This window comes from Xanthobacter sp. (genome assembly GCF_041911315.1).
Classification (GTDB): Bacteria; Pseudomonadota; Alphaproteobacteria; order Rhizobiales; family Xanthobacteraceae; genus Xanthobacter; species Xanthobacter aminoxidans.
Genome location: NZ_JAYRPE010000021.1, coordinates 163,775 through 180,956 on the forward strand (window position 1 = coordinate 163,775; position 17,182 = coordinate 180,956).

16 protein-coding genes and 1 tRNA gene are annotated in these 17,182 nt (G+C 67.9%); 10 read left to right on the forward strand and 7 right to left on the reverse strand.

All coding sequences use genetic code 11. The annotated features are described in order from the left end of the window. Positions 1 to 26 precede the first annotated feature (26 nt). From ACE3QW_RS07855 to ACE3QW_RS07880, 6 genes are all read right to left on the reverse strand, one after another. The gene (locus tag ACE3QW_RS07855; protein ID WP_374251088.1) at positions 27 to 848 is read right to left on the reverse strand and encodes a GntR family transcriptional regulator; all 822 of its coding nucleotides are present in this window, start codon (positions 846 to 848) and stop codon (positions 27 to 29) included. A gap of 214 nt (positions 849 to 1,062) precedes the next feature. Beyond that, positions 1,063 to 1,896: a transglutaminase family protein gene (locus tag ACE3QW_RS07860; RefSeq protein ID WP_374251089.1), complete on the reverse strand. Its 834-nt coding sequence runs from the start codon at positions 1,894 to 1,896 to the stop codon at positions 1,063 to 1,065. 170 nt (positions 1,897 to 2,066) lie between these two features. Next, a tRNA-His gene (locus tag ACE3QW_RS07865) sits at positions 2,067 to 2,143 on the reverse strand. Between the two features lie 170 nt (positions 2,144 to 2,313). After that, on the reverse strand, positions 2,314 to 2,514 hold the full coding sequence (locus ACE3QW_RS07870) for a hypothetical protein (protein WP_024279328.1): 201 nt from the start codon (positions 2,512 to 2,514) through the stop codon (positions 2,314 to 2,316). 49 nt (positions 2,515 to 2,563) lie between these two features. After that, the gene (locus tag ACE3QW_RS07875) at positions 2,564 to 3,523 is read right to left on the reverse strand and encodes a 2Fe-2S iron-sulfur cluster-binding protein (RefSeq protein WP_374251091.1); all 960 of its coding nucleotides are present in this window, start codon (positions 3,521 to 3,523) and stop codon (positions 2,564 to 2,566) included. A 100-nt stretch (positions 3,524 to 3,623) separates the two neighbouring features. Continuing rightward, positions 3,624 to 4,754 carry an NAD(P)H-dependent flavin oxidoreductase gene (locus tag ACE3QW_RS07880; protein ID WP_374251253.1) on the reverse strand — a complete coding sequence of 377 codons (1,131 nt, stop codon included), beginning with the start codon at positions 4,752 to 4,754 and terminating at the stop codon, positions 3,624 to 3,626. An 88-nt stretch (positions 4,755 to 4,842) separates the two neighbouring features. On the opposite strand from ACE3QW_RS07880, the gene ACE3QW_RS07885 reads away from it, so the two are divergent. The 5 genes from ACE3QW_RS07885 to ACE3QW_RS07905 all read left to right on the forward strand — a co-directional run bounded on the left by ACE3QW_RS07885 (position 4,843) and on the right by ACE3QW_RS07905 (position 8,668). Further along, positions 4,843 to 5,667 carry a LysR family transcriptional regulator gene (locus ACE3QW_RS07885; RefSeq protein WP_374251092.1) on the forward strand — a complete coding sequence of 275 codons (825 nt, stop codon included), beginning with the start codon at positions 4,843 to 4,845 and terminating at the stop codon, positions 5,665 to 5,667. Positions 5,668 to 5,831: 164 nt separating this feature from the next. Continuing rightward, on the forward strand, positions 5,832 to 7,142 hold the full coding sequence (gene egtB, locus ACE3QW_RS07890) for an ergothioneine biosynthesis protein EgtB (protein ID WP_374251093.1): 1,311 nt from the start codon (positions 5,832 to 5,834) through the stop codon (positions 7,140 to 7,142). Next, positions 7,142 to 8,113, forward strand: coding sequence for an L-histidine N(alpha)-methyltransferase (gene egtD / locus ACE3QW_RS07895; protein WP_374251094.1), 972 nt, complete (start codon positions 7,142 to 7,144; stop codon positions 8,111 to 8,113). The genes egtB and egtD overlap by 1 nt, the downstream gene beginning before the upstream one ends. Positions 8,114 to 8,214: 101 nt before the next feature. Beyond that, a complete protein-coding gene (locus tag ACE3QW_RS07900) occupies positions 8,215 to 8,397 on the forward strand; it encodes a hypothetical protein (RefSeq protein ID WP_374251095.1) in 183 nt (60 codons plus the stop codon). Positions 8,398 to 8,422: 25 nt separating this feature from the next. Continuing rightward, positions 8,423 to 8,668, forward strand: a complete 246-nt coding sequence (locus ACE3QW_RS07905; RefSeq protein WP_374251096.1) for a hypothetical protein — start codon at positions 8,423 to 8,425, stop codon at positions 8,666 to 8,668. A 10-nt stretch (positions 8,669 to 8,678) separates the two neighbouring features. Here the strand turns inward: ACE3QW_RS07905 and ACE3QW_RS07910 are convergent, their stop codons facing one another. Beyond that, a complete protein-coding gene (locus ACE3QW_RS07910) occupies positions 8,679 to 8,966 on the reverse strand; it encodes a hypothetical protein (protein ID WP_374251097.1) in 288 nt (95 codons plus the stop codon). A gap of 145 nt (positions 8,967 to 9,111) precedes the next feature. On the opposite strand from ACE3QW_RS07910, the gene ACE3QW_RS07915 reads away from it, so the two are divergent. The 5 genes from ACE3QW_RS07915 (at position 9,112) to ACE3QW_RS07935 (ending at position 17,057) form a co-directional block, all read left to right on the forward strand. Beyond that, positions 9,112 to 10,890 carry a potassium/proton antiporter gene (locus tag ACE3QW_RS07915; RefSeq protein ID WP_250166052.1) on the forward strand — a complete coding sequence of 593 codons (1,779 nt, stop codon included), beginning with the start codon at positions 9,112 to 9,114 and terminating at the stop codon, positions 10,888 to 10,890. A 104-nt stretch (positions 10,891 to 10,994) separates the two neighbouring features. Next, a complete protein-coding gene (locus tag ACE3QW_RS07920; protein WP_024279318.1) occupies positions 10,995 to 11,318 on the forward strand; it encodes a hypothetical protein in 324 nt (107 codons plus the stop codon). A gap of 50 nt (positions 11,319 to 11,368) precedes the next feature. Continuing rightward, complete coding sequence (locus tag ACE3QW_RS07925; protein WP_250166051.1) at positions 11,369 to 12,553, forward strand: aminotransferase; 1,185 nt, start codon at positions 11,369 to 11,371, stop codon at positions 12,551 to 12,553. 174 nt (positions 12,554 to 12,727) lie between these two features. Then, a complete protein-coding gene (locus tag ACE3QW_RS07930; protein ID WP_250166050.1) occupies positions 12,728 to 13,903 on the forward strand; it encodes an efflux RND transporter periplasmic adaptor subunit in 1,176 nt (391 codons plus the stop codon). 4 nt (positions 13,904 to 13,907) lie between these two features. Then, positions 13,908 to 17,057 (forward strand): efflux RND transporter permease subunit, encoded by a 3,150-nt coding sequence (locus tag ACE3QW_RS07935; RefSeq protein ID WP_374251098.1) that lies wholly within the window; start codon positions 13,908 to 13,910, stop codon positions 17,055 to 17,057. Positions 17,058 to 17,182: the final 125 nt, after the last annotated feature.

Genomic DNA, 17,182 nt, shown 5'->3' on the forward strand with positions numbered 1-17,182 from the left:
AGCGGAAACGGCGGCGGGCGCGGCGGTCAGTCGTCGTGGACGCCGCTGCGGTCCATCTCGGCCGGCGGCGCGCCGTCGCGCGAAAGGGGAACGCTCAGCGAATAGCGCACGAGATCGGCGCGGTGCACCGTGTGGCCGGACAGGGCAAGGCGGCCCGTGGCGTCGCGATAGCTCAGGGTGCGGATCAGCACCGGCGCGCCCTTGGAGAGGTGCAGATATTCCACCTCCTGCGGCCCGGCGACGCCGGCCTCGATGGTGAAGTCGCCCGCCTTGAGATCGACGCTCTGCCACAGGCGGTGGAGCGGCGAGCCATGCACCGCCTCTTCCGTCCAGTCGGCGGTGAGGTCGGCCGGCAGATAGCGATAGTCGATGGCGAGCGGCACGCGCGCCGCGGCCCGCAGGCGCTTGATGAAGAGCACCGGCGCGCCGACTTCGGTCTCGAGGCTCGCGGCGATGGTTTCGTCGGCCGCGATGCGCTCGAAGGCCAACACGGTCGCCTGCATGGGCATGCCGGTGGCGGCCCACTGGTTCAGGAAATCCATGCCCGGATTGAAGCGCTCTTCCAGCTTGCGCACGGAGACGAACGTGCCGAGGCCGCGGCTGCGGGTGAGCAGGCCCTCCTGCACCAGTTCCGCCACCGCCTGCCGCGCGGTGTCCCGGCTGACCGAGAACATGGCGCAGAGCTGCTCATCCGAAAAGAAGCGCCGGTCGCCCTGGTCCCACTTGAGGATCAGGCCGATGAGCCGCTGCTTGATCTGGGCGTAGAGCGGCAAAGGGGAGGCGCGATCGAGGGGCGGGAAAGGCCCTTCGGCGTCCAGTGCGGCAACGCTGGTCAACGTCTCGGACATGGGGCGTAACCCTGGCGCGAATATCGGCGCTGGAACCCGTCCGAAGCGTGCTTCAGGCCGGCTTTATATGAATGTAGGATCAAGCATACATTTCACGCAACAGCTTTCTTCGCGGCTGACTTCACCACGCCCATTGCGGTCGCGCCCCGTCCCGGAGTGAAGACCCGTGCGGCGTCGGACTGACCATGTCGCGAGGGGCGAGCCTATCGAGACGTTATCCGACGGCGACGGCCTGCGTCGTGGGTTCTTTGTCCGCGGCGCTTTCGTCGATGGCGTCGATGCTCACCGACATGCCCTTGAACTCGGCCTCGCCATACATGGTCGAAAAGGCGGCGTCTGACGCATCACGACCAACGCCGATGCGCACGAGACCCTGCAGGGCCGACTGGCGCGTCGGATCGAACAGATACCACTCGCCCCCCAGATACGCCTCGAACACCGCGTGGAAATCCGGCGGATCGAGCTGCCAGGCATAGCCGCTGGCGAAGCGCGCGGGGATGTTGAGGGCGCGACAGAAGGTGATGCCGAGATGCGCGAAATCCCGGCACACGCCCGCGCGCAGCACCATCGTGTCATAGGCTGATGTCTGGGAATCGCTGGAGCCGCTCACATAGTCGACGTGATCATGGATCCAGTTGCAGATGGCGGTGACGCGGGTGTGGCCCGGCTCCAGCTCGCCGAACTCGCGGCGCGCGAAGCGGCCGAGCAGGTCCGACTGGCAGAACCGGCTCGGGTAGAGATAGTGCATGATGTCGAGCGGCAGTTCGCCGACCGGCATTTCGGGAATGGTCTCCGGCGCCTTCTCGATCATGTCCATTTCGACAATGCCGTGATAGTCGACATGGAACGGGCCGGGCTCCGCATTCACGCGGATAAACCGGCTTCCGCCCTCGTCATCGGCGAAGCGCTCGATGGGGACGTTCGGATTGAGGTTGAGGCTTTCGACGATGATGCGCTGGCGGTGCAGCGCGGCAGCTTCGACATTCAGGATGAACACGGTTGGAGACTTTACCTCGTAGTCGAGGCTTGATCGCACGGCGAAGCGCATGTCCTTCCCCTGTGGGTTTGGCAGGCAGAGAGCCGCGAGGAGGACGCCCAAGGCAGCGCTTTGGTTCCCGAGCGTCAGCCAATGGCTTCATCTGTCATCGCGCCGCCGCATGACCTCGGACGCCCGCACGGGCATTCGTCCTTCACGCCGTCATCTGGATGGGCTTGCGATGGTACAGGTGGGTGGGCTCGAACCACCGACCTCCGGTTCCACAGACCGGCGCTCTAACCAACTGAGCTACACCTGCACGGCTCCGGCGCACCGGGGCGCCGAAGAGAGGGCGGAACCTACGCGGGGTGCTCCGCAATTTCAAGGGGGCCCAAGCCGCTGGCCACAGCGGCATTGTGCGCGGGGTGAAACCAAGCGCCGGTGCGGGCTTGCGCCGGGTTTGCCGCGGCGCAGGCCTGCTGCTGGTCGTCAATTGGCGCGGGACGGGGCGTCTTCGTCCTGCACCAGCTCCTCCACCTTGGTCATGATGGAGACCCAGGTGCGATGCGCCTCCACCTTGCCGCCCATCTCGAAGCTCTCGGCCATGCGGTGGGCGAAGGCGACGCCCTCCGGGCCGTATTGCTCGGCGATGATGAAGGCGGTGCGCCAGACATCTTCCTCGGTCACCATGGGTCTCGTCCTTCCGTCGCCCGGGGGCAGCAAGCGCGAAGCGGAATTGTCACAAATCCAACACCAGCAGGTCGCCTTTGGCACGCGAGACGCAGGCCAGGAACCAGCCCTGTTCCTTCTCCTCGGGCTTGAGGCGCTTGTCGCGGTGGTCCACCTCGCCCTCCAGCACCTTCACCTTGCAGGTGCCGCAGGCGCCCTGCTCGCAGGAGGTGGGGATCTTCACGCCGGCTTCTTCCATGGCGGTGGAGACGGAGCGGTCGCCGGGAATCTTGATGACCTTGCCGGTGGAGGCGATCTTCACGTCGAAAACCTTGTCGAGCAGCGGAGGCGGCGCCTTGCCGGTGAAGCGCTCCACATGGATGCGGTTGACGCCGAAGCCCTTCTGCTGGGCGCTGGCGATGATGGGGTCGAGCCACCAGTCCACGCCGCACAGAAAGAGGTGCGTGTCGTCCGGCCGGTCGCCAAGCAGGTTCGCGGCGTTGAGGCGCGGCTCGGCGGCCTCGAAATAGAAGGTAGTGTTGGCCGCGAAGGCGGACGCCTCGATGGTGGACTTGAACGCGCCCGGCGAGCCGCCCGCGAACAGATAATGGAACTCGAACGGGATGTTCTTCGCCTTGAGATGATCGGCGATGGACAGGATGGGCGTCGCGCCGATGCCGCGGGCGAAGAGCAGCGCACGCTTGGTGTCGCGCGGCACGGCGAAGCGGTTGCGCGGGGTGCCGACGGCGAGTCGATCGCCCTCGTTCACCTGCTGGAACAGGGCCTTGGAGCCGCCGCGGCTGTTGGCGTCCTTCCACACGCCGATCACGTAGCGATGGCGCTCGCTCTCGCTGTTGATGAGCGAATACTGCCGCACGAGGCCGCCGGGGATGCTCACATCCACATGGGAGCCGGCGGTGAAGGCGGGCAACTCGCCGCCCTCGGCGGGGATCAGTTCGAAAGAGGCCATGTTTTCGGCCTCGATCGTCTTCTTGGCCACGATCACCGGGCTCAGGGCATCGTCCGACATCGCATCCTCCAAACCATCCGCACAGGAACGCTGAGGGAGGAGGTGCAAACGGGAGGCCAATTTCGCTGCGGTGCGGGAGATGGTGTCCGCGTGTGGCGGCTCAGATGAGCCGCGCCAGTGCCTCCGCGGCGAGCTTGCGGGTGAGGTCCGCTGCCGGCAGGCGCGGACTCAGGGCGGCGGACTGGCCGCACCAGAGGTTGGTGAAATCGTCCCGGCCCTCGGCTTCGGCCTTGGCGCGCAGCGGGGCGAGGGCGCCGCCGGACGTGGGGAAGGCCGACGCCTCCGGCGCGATGGGGCCGATCTCGCGCATGACGCGGTTCATGATGCCGCGCGCTGGGCGGCCGGTGAAGATGTTGGTGAGGGCGGTGCTCTCGTCGGTCGCCGCTTCCAGCGCGGCGCGGTGGACGGCGGGCACCTTCGCTTCCGGCGAGAACAGGAAGGCGGTGCCGATCTGCACCGCCGAGGCCCCCAGCGCCAGCGCCGCCACGATGCCCCGCGCATCGGCGATGCCGCCGGCGGCGATCACCGGCACCTTCACCGCATCCGCCACCTGCGGCACGAGGGAGAAGGTGCCCACCTGCCGGGCCACGTCCTGCCAGCTGATGGGTGTCTGTGAATAGTCGCCGCCGAGGAAGAGCGCGCGATGGCCGCCGGCCTCGAAGCCCATGGCGATGATGGCGTCGCAGCCGTGATCCTCCAGCCAGCGGGCTTCGGCCACCGTGGTGGCGGAGGAGATGATCTTGGCCCCCGTCGCCTTCACCCGGTCCACGAGGTCCGGCGCCGGCAGGCCGAAATGGAAGCTCACCACCTCGGGGCGCACCTCCTCCACCACCGCGCAGAAGGTGGCGTCGAACGGCGCGCGGGTGGGGGAGGGCGTGGTGGCGGCTGGGTCCAGCCCGGCCTCGACATAATAGTCGGCCAGCCGCGCCCGCCAGCGCAGCGCCCGGGCCGGGTCGTCCTGCGGCGGGGTGTGGCAGAAGAAGTTGAGGTTGAGCGGCTTGCCCGGCAGCCCGGCGCGGATCTTCGCCACCGCCGCCTTCAGATCGTCCGGCCCATACATGGCGCAGGGCAGGGAGGCGAGGCCGCCGGCCGAGCCCACGGCAATGGCCAGTTCCGGTGAGCCGGGACCGGCCAGGGGGCCGAGCAGGATGGGATGGGCGATGCCGAACAGATCGAGGATGCGCCGGTCCGGCCAGCGGGCGGCGGCTTCGTCATCGAGGGTGTCTGTCATGGCGTCGATCTCCCGCAAGGTGGCCGCCATTATCGCGCTTCCACCAATCATTGAAATTGAAACATTCTGATATTATCGTTCACTTCTAATGATGGACCTGCGCGATTTCCGCTTTCTCGAAGCGGTAGCCGAGACCGGCAGCGTCACCCGCGCCGCCGGGCGGCTCGGCTGCGTGCAGTCCAACGTCACCACCCGCTTGCGCAAGCTGGAGGACCGGCTCGGCCAGAAGCTGGTGGAGCGCATCGACGGGCGCATGGTGCCCACCGCCGCCGGCGTGCTCGTGCTGGACTATGGCGCGCGCATCGTCCGCCTGTCGGAGGAGGCGGAGAAGCGGCTGCGCTCGGCGGCAGAGGCCTTCCCGCCGCTGCGCCTAGGCACCATGGAAACCACCGCCGCCGTGCGTCTGCCGCCGCTGCTGAAAGCCGCGCGGGCGAAGCTGCCGGACCTGCGCCTCTCCATCACTACCGGCACCAGCGGCGAGCTGGTTGCGGCCCTCGGGCGGGGCGACATCGATCTCGCCTTCGTGGCGGAGGAGGCGGCGGAAGCGCGCTTCGCCAGCGTGCCGCTGTTCGAGGAGGAATTGGTGGAGGTGCTGCCCGTCGGCGGCGTTTCGGAGGCGGCGGCCGTCGTGTTCCGGGCGGGCTGCTGCTATCGCGCACGCTTCGCCGAGACGTTCGGCGACTTGCCTGTGCTGGAGCTTGGGACGCTGGACGGCATCATGGGCTGCGTCGCCGCCGGGCTCGGACGCACGCTCCTGCCTGAAGTGGCGGTGGAGCGCTGGCGCCGGGCGGGGGAGGTGGAGACGCGGCCTCTCGACGGCACGCACGGTCGCGTCCGCACGCTGGCGATGTTCCGGCCGTCGAACGCGTCGCGCCGCTCCATCGACGCGCTCATCGGCCTCGCTGCCGGCTGAACGGTACCGCCCCGACATCAGCCTCGCGACATCGTGCGCGGGCCCGCGCGAGGCGGGATGTAACGTTTGGCGTCCGGAAGCCGAACATGCCCGTAGAAACCGCAGGCCCACTCCCGGCGTTTAAGCGGGAGGCGGATCGGGCCGCCAAGGTTGGGCGAGGAACGATGAACAAACCCTGGAACCCGCTCGCGGCGACGCGTCCGTCCCCATCGGACGCCAGCGAGATCGGCGCGCGGGATGCCGCCATCGCTCGCTTTCTCAAGGTGCGGGGACAGACGGAAGCGCTGGCGCGGGATCTCCATCCCGAGGACCAGACGGTGCAATCCATGCCGGATTGCAGCCCCACCAAATGGCACCTCGCCCATGTCTCGTGGTTCTTCGAGACCTTCCTGCTGGTGCCGCACCTGCCGGGCTACGAAGTCGCCAACGCGGACTTCGCCTTTCTGTTCAACTCCTACTACGAGGCCGCCGGCCCGCGCCATGCCCGCTTCGCGCGCGGGCTCATCACCCGCCCGACCGTGGCCGAGGTGGCCGACTATCGCCGGCATGTCACCGACGCCATGACCGACCTTCTGGCCGATGCCGACGAGGAGACCTTCGCCCGCCTGGCACCTTTGGTGGAGATCGGCCTCAACCACGAGCAGCAGCATCAGGAACTGATCCTGATGGACATCCTGAACCTGTTCGCGGCCAATCCCCTGCGCCCCGCCTATCGGCCCGGTCGCCCGGCGATGACGGCCGAGGCCCGGCCGCTCGCCTTCATCGATTATCCCGGCGGCATCTTCGAGATCGGCCATGCGGGGGAGGGCTTTTCCTACGACAATGAGGGCCCGCGCCACGAAGTGCTGCTGCGCCCCTTCCGCCTCGCCTCCCGTGCCGTGACCAACGGCGAGTGGCTCGCCTTCATGGCGGACGGCGCCTATCGCCGTCCGGACCTGTGGCTGGCGGATGGCTGGGCGCGAGTGAAGGCGGGGGAATACGAGGCGCCGCTCTATTGGGAAAGCCACGACGGGGACTGGCAGGCCTTTACGCTCAATGGCCTGAACCCGCTCGATCCCGCCGCGCCGGTGGTGCATGTGAGCTATTACGAGGCCGACGCCTTCGCCCGCTGGGCCGGCAAGCGCCTACCCACGGAAGCGGAGTGGGAAGTGGCCGCGCGCGGACTTCCCGTCGCCGGAAACTTCCTCGACAGCGGCGCGCTGCGCCCGCTTCCGGCCGCGTCCGACGATCTGCCCGCGCAGATGTTCGGCGATGTCTGGGAATGGACCCAGAGCCCCTATGTGGCCTACCCCGGCTACCGCCCCGCGCCGGGTGCGCTCGGTGAATACAACGGCAAGTTCATGTCGTCGCAGATGGTGCTGCGCGGCGGCTGTTGCGCCACGCCCGAAGGCCATGCCCGGGCCACCTATCGCAATTTCTTCTATCCCCACCAGCGCTGGGCCTTTGCCGGCCTGCGCCTTGCCGAGGATGCCTGATGCGCGCTTCGACCCTTCTCCGTGCCGAGCAGAGCCACGAGACGCCCGAGCGCGCGGCCTTCCGCGCCGACGTGATCGAGGGACTGTCCGCAAGCCCCAAGCAGCTTTCGCCCAAGTATTTCTATGACGAGGCCGGCTCGCGTCTGTTCGATCTCATCTGTCGCTTACCGGAATACTATCCCACCCGCACCGAACTCGGTGTGCTCAAGGCTCATGCGGGCGATATCGCAGCTATCGCTGGGCCAGGTGCGAGCCTCGTGGAGTTCGGCTCGGGATCGAGCGTGAAGGTGCGCCTGCTGCTCGATGCGCTGGAGCGGCCGGCCGCCTATGTGCCCATCGACATTTCCGGCCCGCACATGCGCGCCGCCGTCGCCGCTCTGGCCCGGGACTATCCCACCGTGGCCATGACGCCGGTGGAGGGCGATTTCACCCGGCCGCTGGAGCTGCCCCACCTCGGCGAGGGAGGGCGCCGCATCGGCTTCTTTCCCGGCTCGACCATCGGCAATTTCACCCCGAGCGAGGCGGGCGTGTTCCTGACCCATGCGCGGCAGTCGCTGGGGGAGGGGGCAGCACTGGTGCTCGGCTTCGACCTGCCGAAGGAGCGGGCGGTGCTGGAAGCCGCCTATGACGACCATCAGGGCGTCACCGCCGCCTTCAACCTCAATCTGCTGACTCGCATCAACCGCGAGCTGGGCGCCGATTTCGACCTCGCCGCCTTCCACCACCGCGCCTTGTTCAATGAAGCGGAGAGCCGGATCGAGATGCATCTGGAGAGCCGTGCGGCACAGACGGTGCGGCTCGACGGCGCGCGCTTCACCTTTGTCCCGGGCGAGACCATCCACACGGAGAATTCCTACAAGTACGCCGCGCCGCGTTTGATGGGCATGGCGCAGGCCGCCGGATGGCGGGATGGGGCGCTCTGGACCGATCCGCGCGGGTGGTTCGCCGTTGCGGTGCTGGAAGCGGTCTGAGCCGGGAAACAAACCGCCGCCGGCCTCGTTAGTCCTCCACCATGGCACGCTTCTGGGAAACCCAACTCCTCCGCCCCATCTGGCTCCACGACGGCTCGTGGATGGCCACGCTCGGCGATTGCGGCCGCGTGCTGCTCCAGCGCTTCTCAGAGGGCGAGCAAGGCCCGGAGCTGGACAGCGCGCTGAAGGCGCTGATCGGCGCCGCCGAGGCGGGGCGGCCGGAGGATGTGGCCTTCGCCGAGCAGCAGGTGCGGCGTTTCTTCGAGGTCCGCGCGCTGCTGTGAGGACGTTCGCAAATGCGGCCATCATGTGACCGCGATCGGCGGTTATTCCATGCCCATGATCTGCGCCGAATGCGACCGCTGCCACCGCCGTTCCATCCTCTCTTCACGGTCCGAGGATGGGCGGCTTGAGGACACCAGCGAAATCCGGGGAAACACCTTGCGCTGCGACTTGTGCGGCAGCCGACGCGTGCGCCTTGTGCGCGTGGCCTCGCCGTTCGAGGCGGTGGCCTTCATCAACGGGCGACTCGCCGCGGATCGATCCGGCGGCTGATCGAAGCGATTTAAGAGAGCGTCATGCCCGATTGCGCGCTGCCCATGCCGTAGCCTCGGCCGGCCGTGCCGAAGGCGTGCAGGGAGCCGCTGGAATAGAGGGCGCCGTTCTGGATGCTCCGGCCGTCGGCATCTAGGGCATAGACCCCGACCCAGGTGCAATGGTCGCCTTCATCATCCGCGATGGAGAAGGCAAGGTCGCGATCGAAACAGATCGTTTCGCTCTGCAGGAGGAGGCTCCCCTCCTCGTTTACCATCGCCATGACCAGATAGGCGTTGGGGGTGCCGCTGGATGTCATTCTCGTCCCTTTCCGCCCCCGGATCGGTCCGTCCGTAGTACAGAATTGGTAATTCGGCACCGCGACACTAGGAACCTTACGCCTTAGACGGTCGTCGCGCTACTGTGGCGTTCTGGATTCGAGGGGGTGGGGCTTTTCGAAGCACATGGGATCGGTTGTCGTCTCTAATATTGTCCTCCTCGTGGTTGCGGCGCTGGTTGTTGTTGGAACGCTTTCCAGCCTGCTCGCCGCCCGTTTCGGCGCGCCCATCCTGCTGGTGTTCCTCGCCGTGGGCGTCGCGGCCGGCGAGGGCGGGCCGGGCGGCATCCATTTCGATGACTACTGGGCTACCTACATGGTGGGGTCCGCCGCGCTGGCGGTGATCCTGTTCGACGGCGGCCTCCGGATGCGCGTCGCCTCCATGCGCGGCGCCATCCTGCCCGCCGTGGGCCTTTCGACGGTGGGCGTCGCCTTCACCGCCGTGCTGGTGGCTCTGGTCGCCGCGCCGCTGCTGGGGCTCGGCTGGATGGAGGCGTTGCTGGTGGGCGCCATCGTCGCCTCCACCGACGCCGCGGCCGTGCTGTTCCTCGTGCGGGCCCAGGGGCTGCACCTCGGCCGGCGGGTGGGCTCGGTGATCGAGATCGAGTCGGCCACCAATGATCCCGCCGCGGTGTTCCTTACCGTGCTGCTGGTGGAGCTGCTGACCAGCCAGATGGCCGACCCTGGTCTTGCAGTGGTATTCGGCGCCTTGCGCGAGATGGTGGTGGGCGCGGTGCTGGGCGTCGCCGGCGGCTATGCGCTGGTGGCGCTGCTCAATCGCGTGGACCTGCCCGGCGGCCTTCATCCGGTGATGGTGGTGGGCGTGGCGGTGCTGCTGTTCGCGCTCACCTCGCTGCTGCACGGCTCGGGCTTCCTCGCCGTCTATCTCGCCGGGCTGGTGGTGGGAAACCGGCCGGTGCGGGCCATCGCCTCCATCACCTCGTTTCTCGATACCATCACCTGGCTCTGCCAGATCGTGATGTTCGTGATGCTGGGCATGCTGGTATCCCCCAACAAGATCATGCAGTACGCGCTGCCGGCGCTGGGGGTGGCGGCGTTCCTCATTCTCGTCGGGCGGCCGGCAGCGGTGTTCGCCTGCCTCGCGCCGTTCCATTTCTCGCTGAAGGAGAAGCTGTTCGTCTCTTGGGCGGGCCTGCGCGGCGCGGTCTCCATCTTCCTCGCGACCATCCCCATGCTGGCGCACCTGCCCATGGCCGAGGTCTATTTCAACGTCGCCTTCGCGGTGGTGGTCGTCTCGCTGATCCTCCACGGATGGACCATGGGTTATGCGGCGCGGCGGCTCGACGTGGCCCTGTCCGATCCCGATCCCGGCGTGCGGCGCTTCGAGATCGACCTGCCGGGGCAGACGGAAATGGAGCTGGTGGCCTATCCCGTCATGGCCGGCACGCCGGCGGTGGGACAGGCGCAACTGCCCTCCTGGGCGCGCCTGGTCATGGTGGTGCGGGCCAACGAGACGCTGACGCCGGAGGCGGCCGGCACGCTCAAGGCCGGCGATTACGGCTACCTGCTGGCGCCGCCCAAGCGCGTCCACCAGCTCGACCGCATGTTCCGTCCCGAGGAGACCACGCCACTCGACGACAGCGCCGCCTTCCCCTTCGTCGGCGAGGTGCGGCTCGGCGATCTCGCCAGCTTCTACGGCCTCGCCGTGCCCGACAGCGAACTCGGCCTCACCATCGCCGACGCCTTTGCCGACCGCTCCGACGACCAGCCGGCACCGGGCATGCGCATCGCCTATGGGCATGCGGTGATCGAGGTGCGCGGCGTGACGGACGGGCGGGTGAGCTATGCCGTGCTGCGGCTGGAGGCGGGCCGGCTGAAGCGCTCCATCGCCCGTGTCCGCCGCCTGCTCGGCTTTCCCCCGGAGCAGGACGAGGACGACGAATAGGGGCCAAGTCGCGCCACCAAAGTCGCGCAGCCGTCATGTTCATGCCGCGAGCGCGGGCGAAACAGGTCCGCCGTTGAAGTCGTCCGTACACGGAGATCCACTGGATGCGACTGTTCATGCGCCGCCGCGGCGAGGCCGGGCCCGCCCTCGATGCCTCGCGGACCCTCGCGGACCTGGTGCGCACCACCCTGTCGCTGGAGGAGGAGGCGACCGTCTCCGTCTCCGAGATTTCCTGCGGTGATCCGGCCTGCGGCGGAGCCGAGACGGTGGTGCTGGTGATGCGCCCCGGCCGCCGCACCGAGGCTGCCAAGGTGCTGATGCCCATGGGGCAGGTGACGCCGGAGGCCTTGCTTGCGGCCCTGAAACCGCTGATGCCGGGCGAGGCGGCGGTCTCAACCGGACTTCCGCAGGAAGACGGAAGGGTCTAAAGGGCGCGGGCCAGACCCTTTGTCCGCTCCCTTTACATCGCGAATTTCCCATGTCCCACCCGCAATTTACGCCCCGTCCGCTCAATCCCATCTATGCCGGGCTGCCCACCACCATCTTCGAGGTGATGTCCGGGCTCGCCCGCACCCATGAGGCGGTGAACCTCGGCCAGGGCTTTCCGGACGATCCCGGCCCCGAGGACGTGCGCCGCAAGGCGGCCGAGGCGGTGGTGGACGGCTGGAACCAGTATCCGCCCATGATGGGCCTGCCCGAGCTGCGCCGCGCCGCCGCCGCGCACTATCGCCACTGGCAGGGGCTGGAACTTGATCCCGAGGCGGAGATCATGGTCACGTCGGGCGCCACCGAGGCGCTGGCCGGCGCGCTCTTCTCGCTCATCGAGCCGGGCGACGAGGTGGTGCTGTTCCAGCCGCTCTATGACGCCTATCTGCCGCTGGTGCAGAGGGCTGGGGGCATCCCCCGCCTCGTGCGGCTGGAGCCGCCCTCCTGGGCCATGACGCCGGAGAAGCTGGACCAGGTGTTCTCCGAGCGCACCAAGCTCGTCCTGTTCAACAATCCCCAGAACCCTACCGGCGTCGTCTACGACCGCGCGCAGATGCAGCTCCTTGCCGACTATTGCGTGCGCTTCAACGCCTATGCGGTGTGCGACGAGGTGTGGGAGCACGTGGTGTTCGACGGCCTCACGTTCGAGCCGCTGATGGCTTTGCCGGGGATGCGCGAGCGCACGGTGAAGATCTCCTCCGCCGGCAAGATCTTCGGCATGACCGGCTGGAAGGTGGGCCTCGTCTTCGCCGCGCCCCATCTCATGAAGGTGCTGTCCAAGGCGCACCAGTTCCTCACCTTCACCACGCCGCCGAACCTGCAGGCGGCGGTGGCCTATGGGCTCGGCAAGCCGGACGATTACTTCACCACCATGCGCGCCGGCCTCCAGCGCTCCCGCGACCGCCTCGCGGCGGGGCTGAAGGGGCTGGGCTTCGAGGTGCTGCCCTCGCGCGGCACCTATTTCCTCTCCATCGACCTTGCTGCCCACGCCAACGCCTTCGACGACGAGGCCTTCTGCCTCGATCTGGTCAAGACCCGGAAGGTCGCGGCGATCCCGGTTTCCGCCTTCTACGCGGAGGATGCGGTGAAGAGCGTGGTGCGCTTCTGCTTCGCCAAGCACGATGCGACCATCGACCGGGCGCTGGCGCATCTGGCCGACCTCACGCGCAAGTTCTGACCCAGGGTCAAGTCAAGCGCGGCAATCAAGCGTGGTCTTGGCTGTTCACGAATGCGTCATTACGTTCTCGTTCATCGCGCAAGGCGTGACAAAAGCTTAATTGGACCAGAGCGCTGAATTGTTGTTGCATCGCGGCGCGGACGGGTCTGACGCTGCGGAGTATCGAGGACGTTCATGCCAGCCGAGAATGCACCTGGTAGCGCGAAGAGCGGCGGATCGGCCGGCCGTAAGGTTGTCCTCGCAGTCCTGCTTCTGGCCGTCCTCGGCGGCGGTGCGTGGGTCTGGGACAAGAAGCCGTGGCTCGGCACGGGCGCCCAGAAGGCAGCGCCGCAGCCGCGCGTGATCGCGGTGCTTGCCGGCAAGGCGGAGCGCACCTCCCTGCCGGTGCGGGTCGAGGCGCTGGGCACGGTGGAATCCATGGTCACGGTGCCGGTGCGCTCGCGCGTCGCTGCCGCCGTGGAGAAGGTGGGCTTCGCCGACGGCGCGACCGTGAAGGAGGGCGACCTCCTCTATCAGCTCGACCCGCGGGTGATCGACGCGCAGATCCTCCAGGCCGAGGCGACCCTCAACCGCGACAAGGTTCAGCTGGAAAAGAACCTGCGCGACGTGGAGCGCTACGCGGGCCTCGCCACCCGCAACGCCGTTTCCCAGGTGCAGGTGGACGATGCCCGCACCACTGCCGACGTCCAGAAGGCGACCGTGGCGCAGGACGAGGCCAACCTGACGGCGCTCAAGGTGCAGCGCGGCTATTACGAGATCCGCTCCCCCGCCACCGGCCGCATCGGCGTGTCCGCGGTGCGCCCCGGCACGGTGATCCGGGTGGACGACACGCTGGCGACGGTGCGCCAGCTCGCGCCCATCTATGTCGCCTTCGGCCTGCCCGAACGCTACATCGCCGGTCTCCGCGCGGCGAAGGATGCCAAGGTGTCCTTCACCTTCCAGGGCACGGGCGAGACCGTCTCGGGCGGCACCGTGGCGGTCATCGACAACACCATCGAGCCGCAGACCGGCACCCTGACCGCCCGCGCCATCTTCCCCAATGCCGACGAGCGCCTTTGGCCCGGTGCCCTTGGCGCGGTGACGGTGACGCTGCGCATCGAGGACAACGTGGTCGCGGTGCCGAGCGAGGCGGTGCAGAACGGGCAGGACGGCCCGTTCGTCTTCATCGTGGACGACGGCATCGCCCATGTGCGGCCCGTCACCGTCGCGCGCACGGTGGACGGGCGCACCGTCATTGCGAAGGGGCTCGACGGCGGCGAGACGGTGGTGACGGACGGTCAGCTCTCCCTGCGCGAGGGCGGCCGCGTGAACGTGCGAACCCGCGCCGCCGCACCCGCCACCGGGAGCTGAGCCCATGTTCTCCGAACTGTGCATCCGCCGCCCGGTGATGACGACGCTTCTAATGCTGTCGCTCGTGGTGGCGGGCCTGTTCGCCTATCGCCAGCTTCCCGTCGCGGCGCTGCCGCGGGTGGACTTCCCCACCATCAACATCTCCGCCAGCCTGCCGGGTGCGAGCCCGGAGACCATGTCCACCTCGGTGGCGACGCCCATCGAGCGCCAGCTCGCAACCATCGCCGGCATCTCCTCACTCACCTCCTCGTCCACCCAGGGCTCCACCTCCATCACGGTGCAGTTCGACCTGAACCGCAGCATCGACGCGGCGGCCCTCGACGTGCAGTCCGCCCTCTCCGTCGCCCAGCGCCAGCTGCCCGACGAGATGACCACTCCGCCGAGCTTCCGGAAGGTGAACCCGGCCGACGCGCCGGTGATCCTGCTCGCCATCTCCTCGGACACCCTGCCGCTGTCGGCGGTGAACGAATATGCCGACACGCTGATCGGCCAGCAGATCTCCCAGTTGCCCGGCGTGGCGCAGGTGCAGATCTACGGCTCGCAGAAATATGCGGTGCGCATCCGCGTCGATCCCGCCGCCGCCGGCGCGCGCAACATCTCTCCGGATGACATCCAGCGCGCCGTGGAGGCGGCGGCCTCCAACACCCCGCTCGGCATCGTCTCCGGGCCCAAGCAGGCGCAGACCATCGACATGGGCACGCCCAAGGCGGACGCCTCCCAGTTCCGCCGGGTGGTGGTGAAGGCGCGCGATGGCTCGGTGGTGCGGCTCGAAGAGATCGCCGTCGTCTCGGACGGCGTGGAGAACGAGCGCGTCGCCAGCTGGTTTAACGATCGCCGCTCGGTGGTGCTGGCCGTGGTCCGCCAGCCTGACGCCAACACCGTGCAGGTGGTGAATGAGGTGCGCGACCGCCTGCCCCAGTTCCGCGCCCAGCTGCCCGGCTCGGTGGGCATCGAGGTGCTGAACGACCGTTCCGTCTCCGTCCGCGACGCGGTGGCGGACGTGCAGAAGACCCTGTTCGAGGCCATCGTCCTCGTGGTGCTGGTGATCTTCCTGTTCCTGCGAAATGTGCGCGCGACGATCATCCCCTCGCTGGCGCTGCCCTTGTCCATCATCGCCACCTTCGCGGCCATGTGGGGCTTCGGCTATTCCATCAACAACATGACGCTGCTGGCGCTCACCCTGTGCGTCGGGTTCGTGGTGGACGATGCCATCGTCGTGCTGGAGAACATCTATCGCCACGTGGAGGCGGGGGAGAGCCCGTTCCGCGCCGCGCTGCGCGGCTCGCGCGAGATCGGCTTCACCATCATCTCCATGACGCTCTCGCTGGTGGCGGTGTTCATCCCCGTTCTGTTCATGGGCGGCGTGGTGGGCCGGGTGTTCCGCGAGTTCGCGGTGACCATCTCGGTGGCCATCCTCGTCTCCGGCTTCGTCTCCCTCACGCTCACGCCCATGCTGTGCGCCCGCGTGATGAAGCCGGTGGACCACACGAAGAAGCCCGGCTGGTTCTTCCGCGTCACCGAGCGGATGTTCGACAGCTGGCTGAACGCCTACCGGGTGAGCCTCGATTTCGTGCTGCGGCACAAGCCCTTCATGCTGGTGGTGACGTTCGCCACCATCGGCCTGTCGGTCTATCTCTACATCGTCATCCCCAAGGGCTTCTTCCCACAGGAGGACAACGGCTTCATCACCGGCACGGTAGAGGCGGCCACCGACAGCTCCTTCGCCGCCATGGTGGAGCGCCAGAAGCAGGTGGCGGACGTGGTGCGCGCCGATCCGGCCGTGGACTATATCGTCTCCACCGCCGGTGCCACCGGCAGCAGCCGCACCACCAATACGGGCCGCCTGTTCATCGCCCTGAAGCCCAAGGGCAATGGGCCGGGCGAGCGCGTGGGCTCGGCCAATGACGTGATCCAGAGCCTGCGGAGGCGCGTCGCGCAGGTGCCGGGCGTCAACGTCTTCTTCCAGCCGGTGCAGAACATCAACGTGGGCGGCGTCGCCTCCAAGAGCCAGTACCAGTACACGCTGCAGAGCCCGGATACCGAGACGCTCTACACCTTTGCCCAGCAGATGGAGCAGCGCCTCGCGACGCTTCCGGGCCTCAGGGACGTGACCTCCGACCTCCAGATCACCAATCCCCAGCTCACCATCGATCTGGACAAGGACAAGGCGGCGGCCCTCGGCATCACCGAGCAGCAGCTCCGGGATGCGCTCTACACCCAGTTCGGCACCCGCCAGATCGCGACGCTGTACACGCCCACCAACCAGTTCGCGATCATCGCCGAGGTGCAGCCTATCTTCCAGCGCGACCCGAGCGACCTCGGCCGCGTCTATCTGCGCACCACCTCCGGCAATGTGGTGCCGCTGGAGACGGTGGCGAACATCAAGCGCACGGTGGGCCCGCTCTCGGTGCAGCACCAGCAGCAGCAGCCGTCCGTCACCATCTCCTTCAACCTCGCGCCGGGCACCTCGCTGGGGCAGGCGGTGGAAGAGATCAATGCGGCGGCCGCCGAGGCGCGGGTGCCGGACAGCGTCATCACCGGCTTCCAGGGCACCGCGCAGGTGTTCCAGGATTCGCTCTCCAACCAGCCGCTGCTGATCCTGGCCGCCGTGGTGGTGATCTACATCGTGCTGGGCGTGCTCTATGAGAGCTTCATCCACCCCATCACCATCCTCTCGGGCCTGCCCTCCGCCGGCATCGGCGCGCTGCTGACCCTGATGGCGGCGGGCATGGAGCTGTCGGTGATCGCCATCATCGGCATCATCATGCTGGTGGGCATCGTGAAGAAGAACGCCATCATGATGATCGACGTGGCGCTGGAACGCCGGCGCGCCGGGGCGGCGGCGCAGGACGCCATCCGCGAGGCGGCGCTGCTGCGGTTCCGGCCCATCATGATGACCACGCTCGCCGCCATCTTCGGCGTGCTGCCCATCGCGCTCGGCGCCGGCGCCGGCTCCGAGCTGCGTCAGCCTTTGGGCGTCGCCGTGGTGGGCGGCCTTCTGGTGTCGCAGCTGCTCACGCTCTTCATCACGCCGGTGGTCTATCTCTATCTCGATCGGCTGGACGCCATCGTGCACCACGCCGTTTCCGGCCGGCACGAGGAGAAGGCCCATCCCGCGCATCCCGTGCCGCCGGAGCGGATGGCGGCGGAGTAGGGGGCTTCTGCGACCACCACGCGTATGCCTGTAGGCGCTACCTCCAGGTGTTGCACCTGCGCCCCATGACAAAATGATTAAGGAAGCGTGACCATTCCTCGCCTTGCGAGGAATTGCCCCAACGT

Coding starts and splice junctions, on each gene's coding strand:
- ACE3QW_RS07855 (WP_374251088.1), bottom strand. CDS start 848: ATGTCCGAGACGTTGACCAGCGTTGCCGCACTGGACGCCGAAGGGCCT.
- ACE3QW_RS07860 (WP_374251089.1), bottom strand. CDS start 1,896: ATGCGCTTCGCCGTGCGATCAAGCCTCGACTACGAGGTAAAGTCTCCA.
- ACE3QW_RS07870 (WP_024279328.1), bottom strand. CDS start 2,514: ATGGTGACCGAGGAAGATGTCTGGCGCACCGCCTTCATCATCGCCGAG.
- ACE3QW_RS07875 (WP_374251091.1), bottom strand. CDS start 3,523: ATGTCGGACGATGCCCTGAGCCCGGTGATCGTGGCCAAGAAGACGATC.
- ACE3QW_RS07880 (WP_374251253.1), bottom strand. CDS start 4,754: ATGACAGACACCCTCGATGACGAAGCCGCCGCCCGCTGGCCGGACCGG.
- ACE3QW_RS07885 (WP_374251092.1), top strand. CDS start 4,843: ATGATGGACCTGCGCGATTTCCGCTTTCTCGAAGCGGTAGCCGAGACC.
- egtB (WP_374251093.1), top strand. CDS start 5,832: ATGAACAAACCCTGGAACCCGCTCGCGGCGACGCGTCCGTCCCCATCG.
- egtD (WP_374251094.1), top strand. CDS start 7,142: ATGCGCGCTTCGACCCTTCTCCGTGCCGAGCAGAGCCACGAGACGCCC.
- ACE3QW_RS07900 (WP_374251095.1), top strand. CDS start 8,215: ATGGCCACGCTCGGCGATTGCGGCCGCGTGCTGCTCCAGCGCTTCTCA.
- ACE3QW_RS07910 (WP_374251097.1), bottom strand. CDS start 8,966: ATGACATCCAGCGGCACCCCCAACGCCTATCTGGTCATGGCGATGGTA.
- ACE3QW_RS07915 (WP_250166052.1), top strand. CDS start 9,112: ATGGGATCGGTTGTCGTCTCTAATATTGTCCTCCTCGTGGTTGCGGCG.
- ACE3QW_RS07920 (WP_024279318.1), top strand. CDS start 10,995: ATGCGACTGTTCATGCGCCGCCGCGGCGAGGCCGGGCCCGCCCTCGAT.
- ACE3QW_RS07925 (WP_250166051.1), top strand. CDS start 11,369: ATGTCCCACCCGCAATTTACGCCCCGTCCGCTCAATCCCATCTATGCC.
- ACE3QW_RS07930 (WP_250166050.1), top strand. CDS start 12,728: ATGCCAGCCGAGAATGCACCTGGTAGCGCGAAGAGCGGCGGATCGGCC.
- ACE3QW_RS07935 (WP_374251098.1), top strand. CDS start 13,908: ATGTTCTCCGAACTGTGCATCCGCCGCCCGGTGATGACGACGCTTCTA.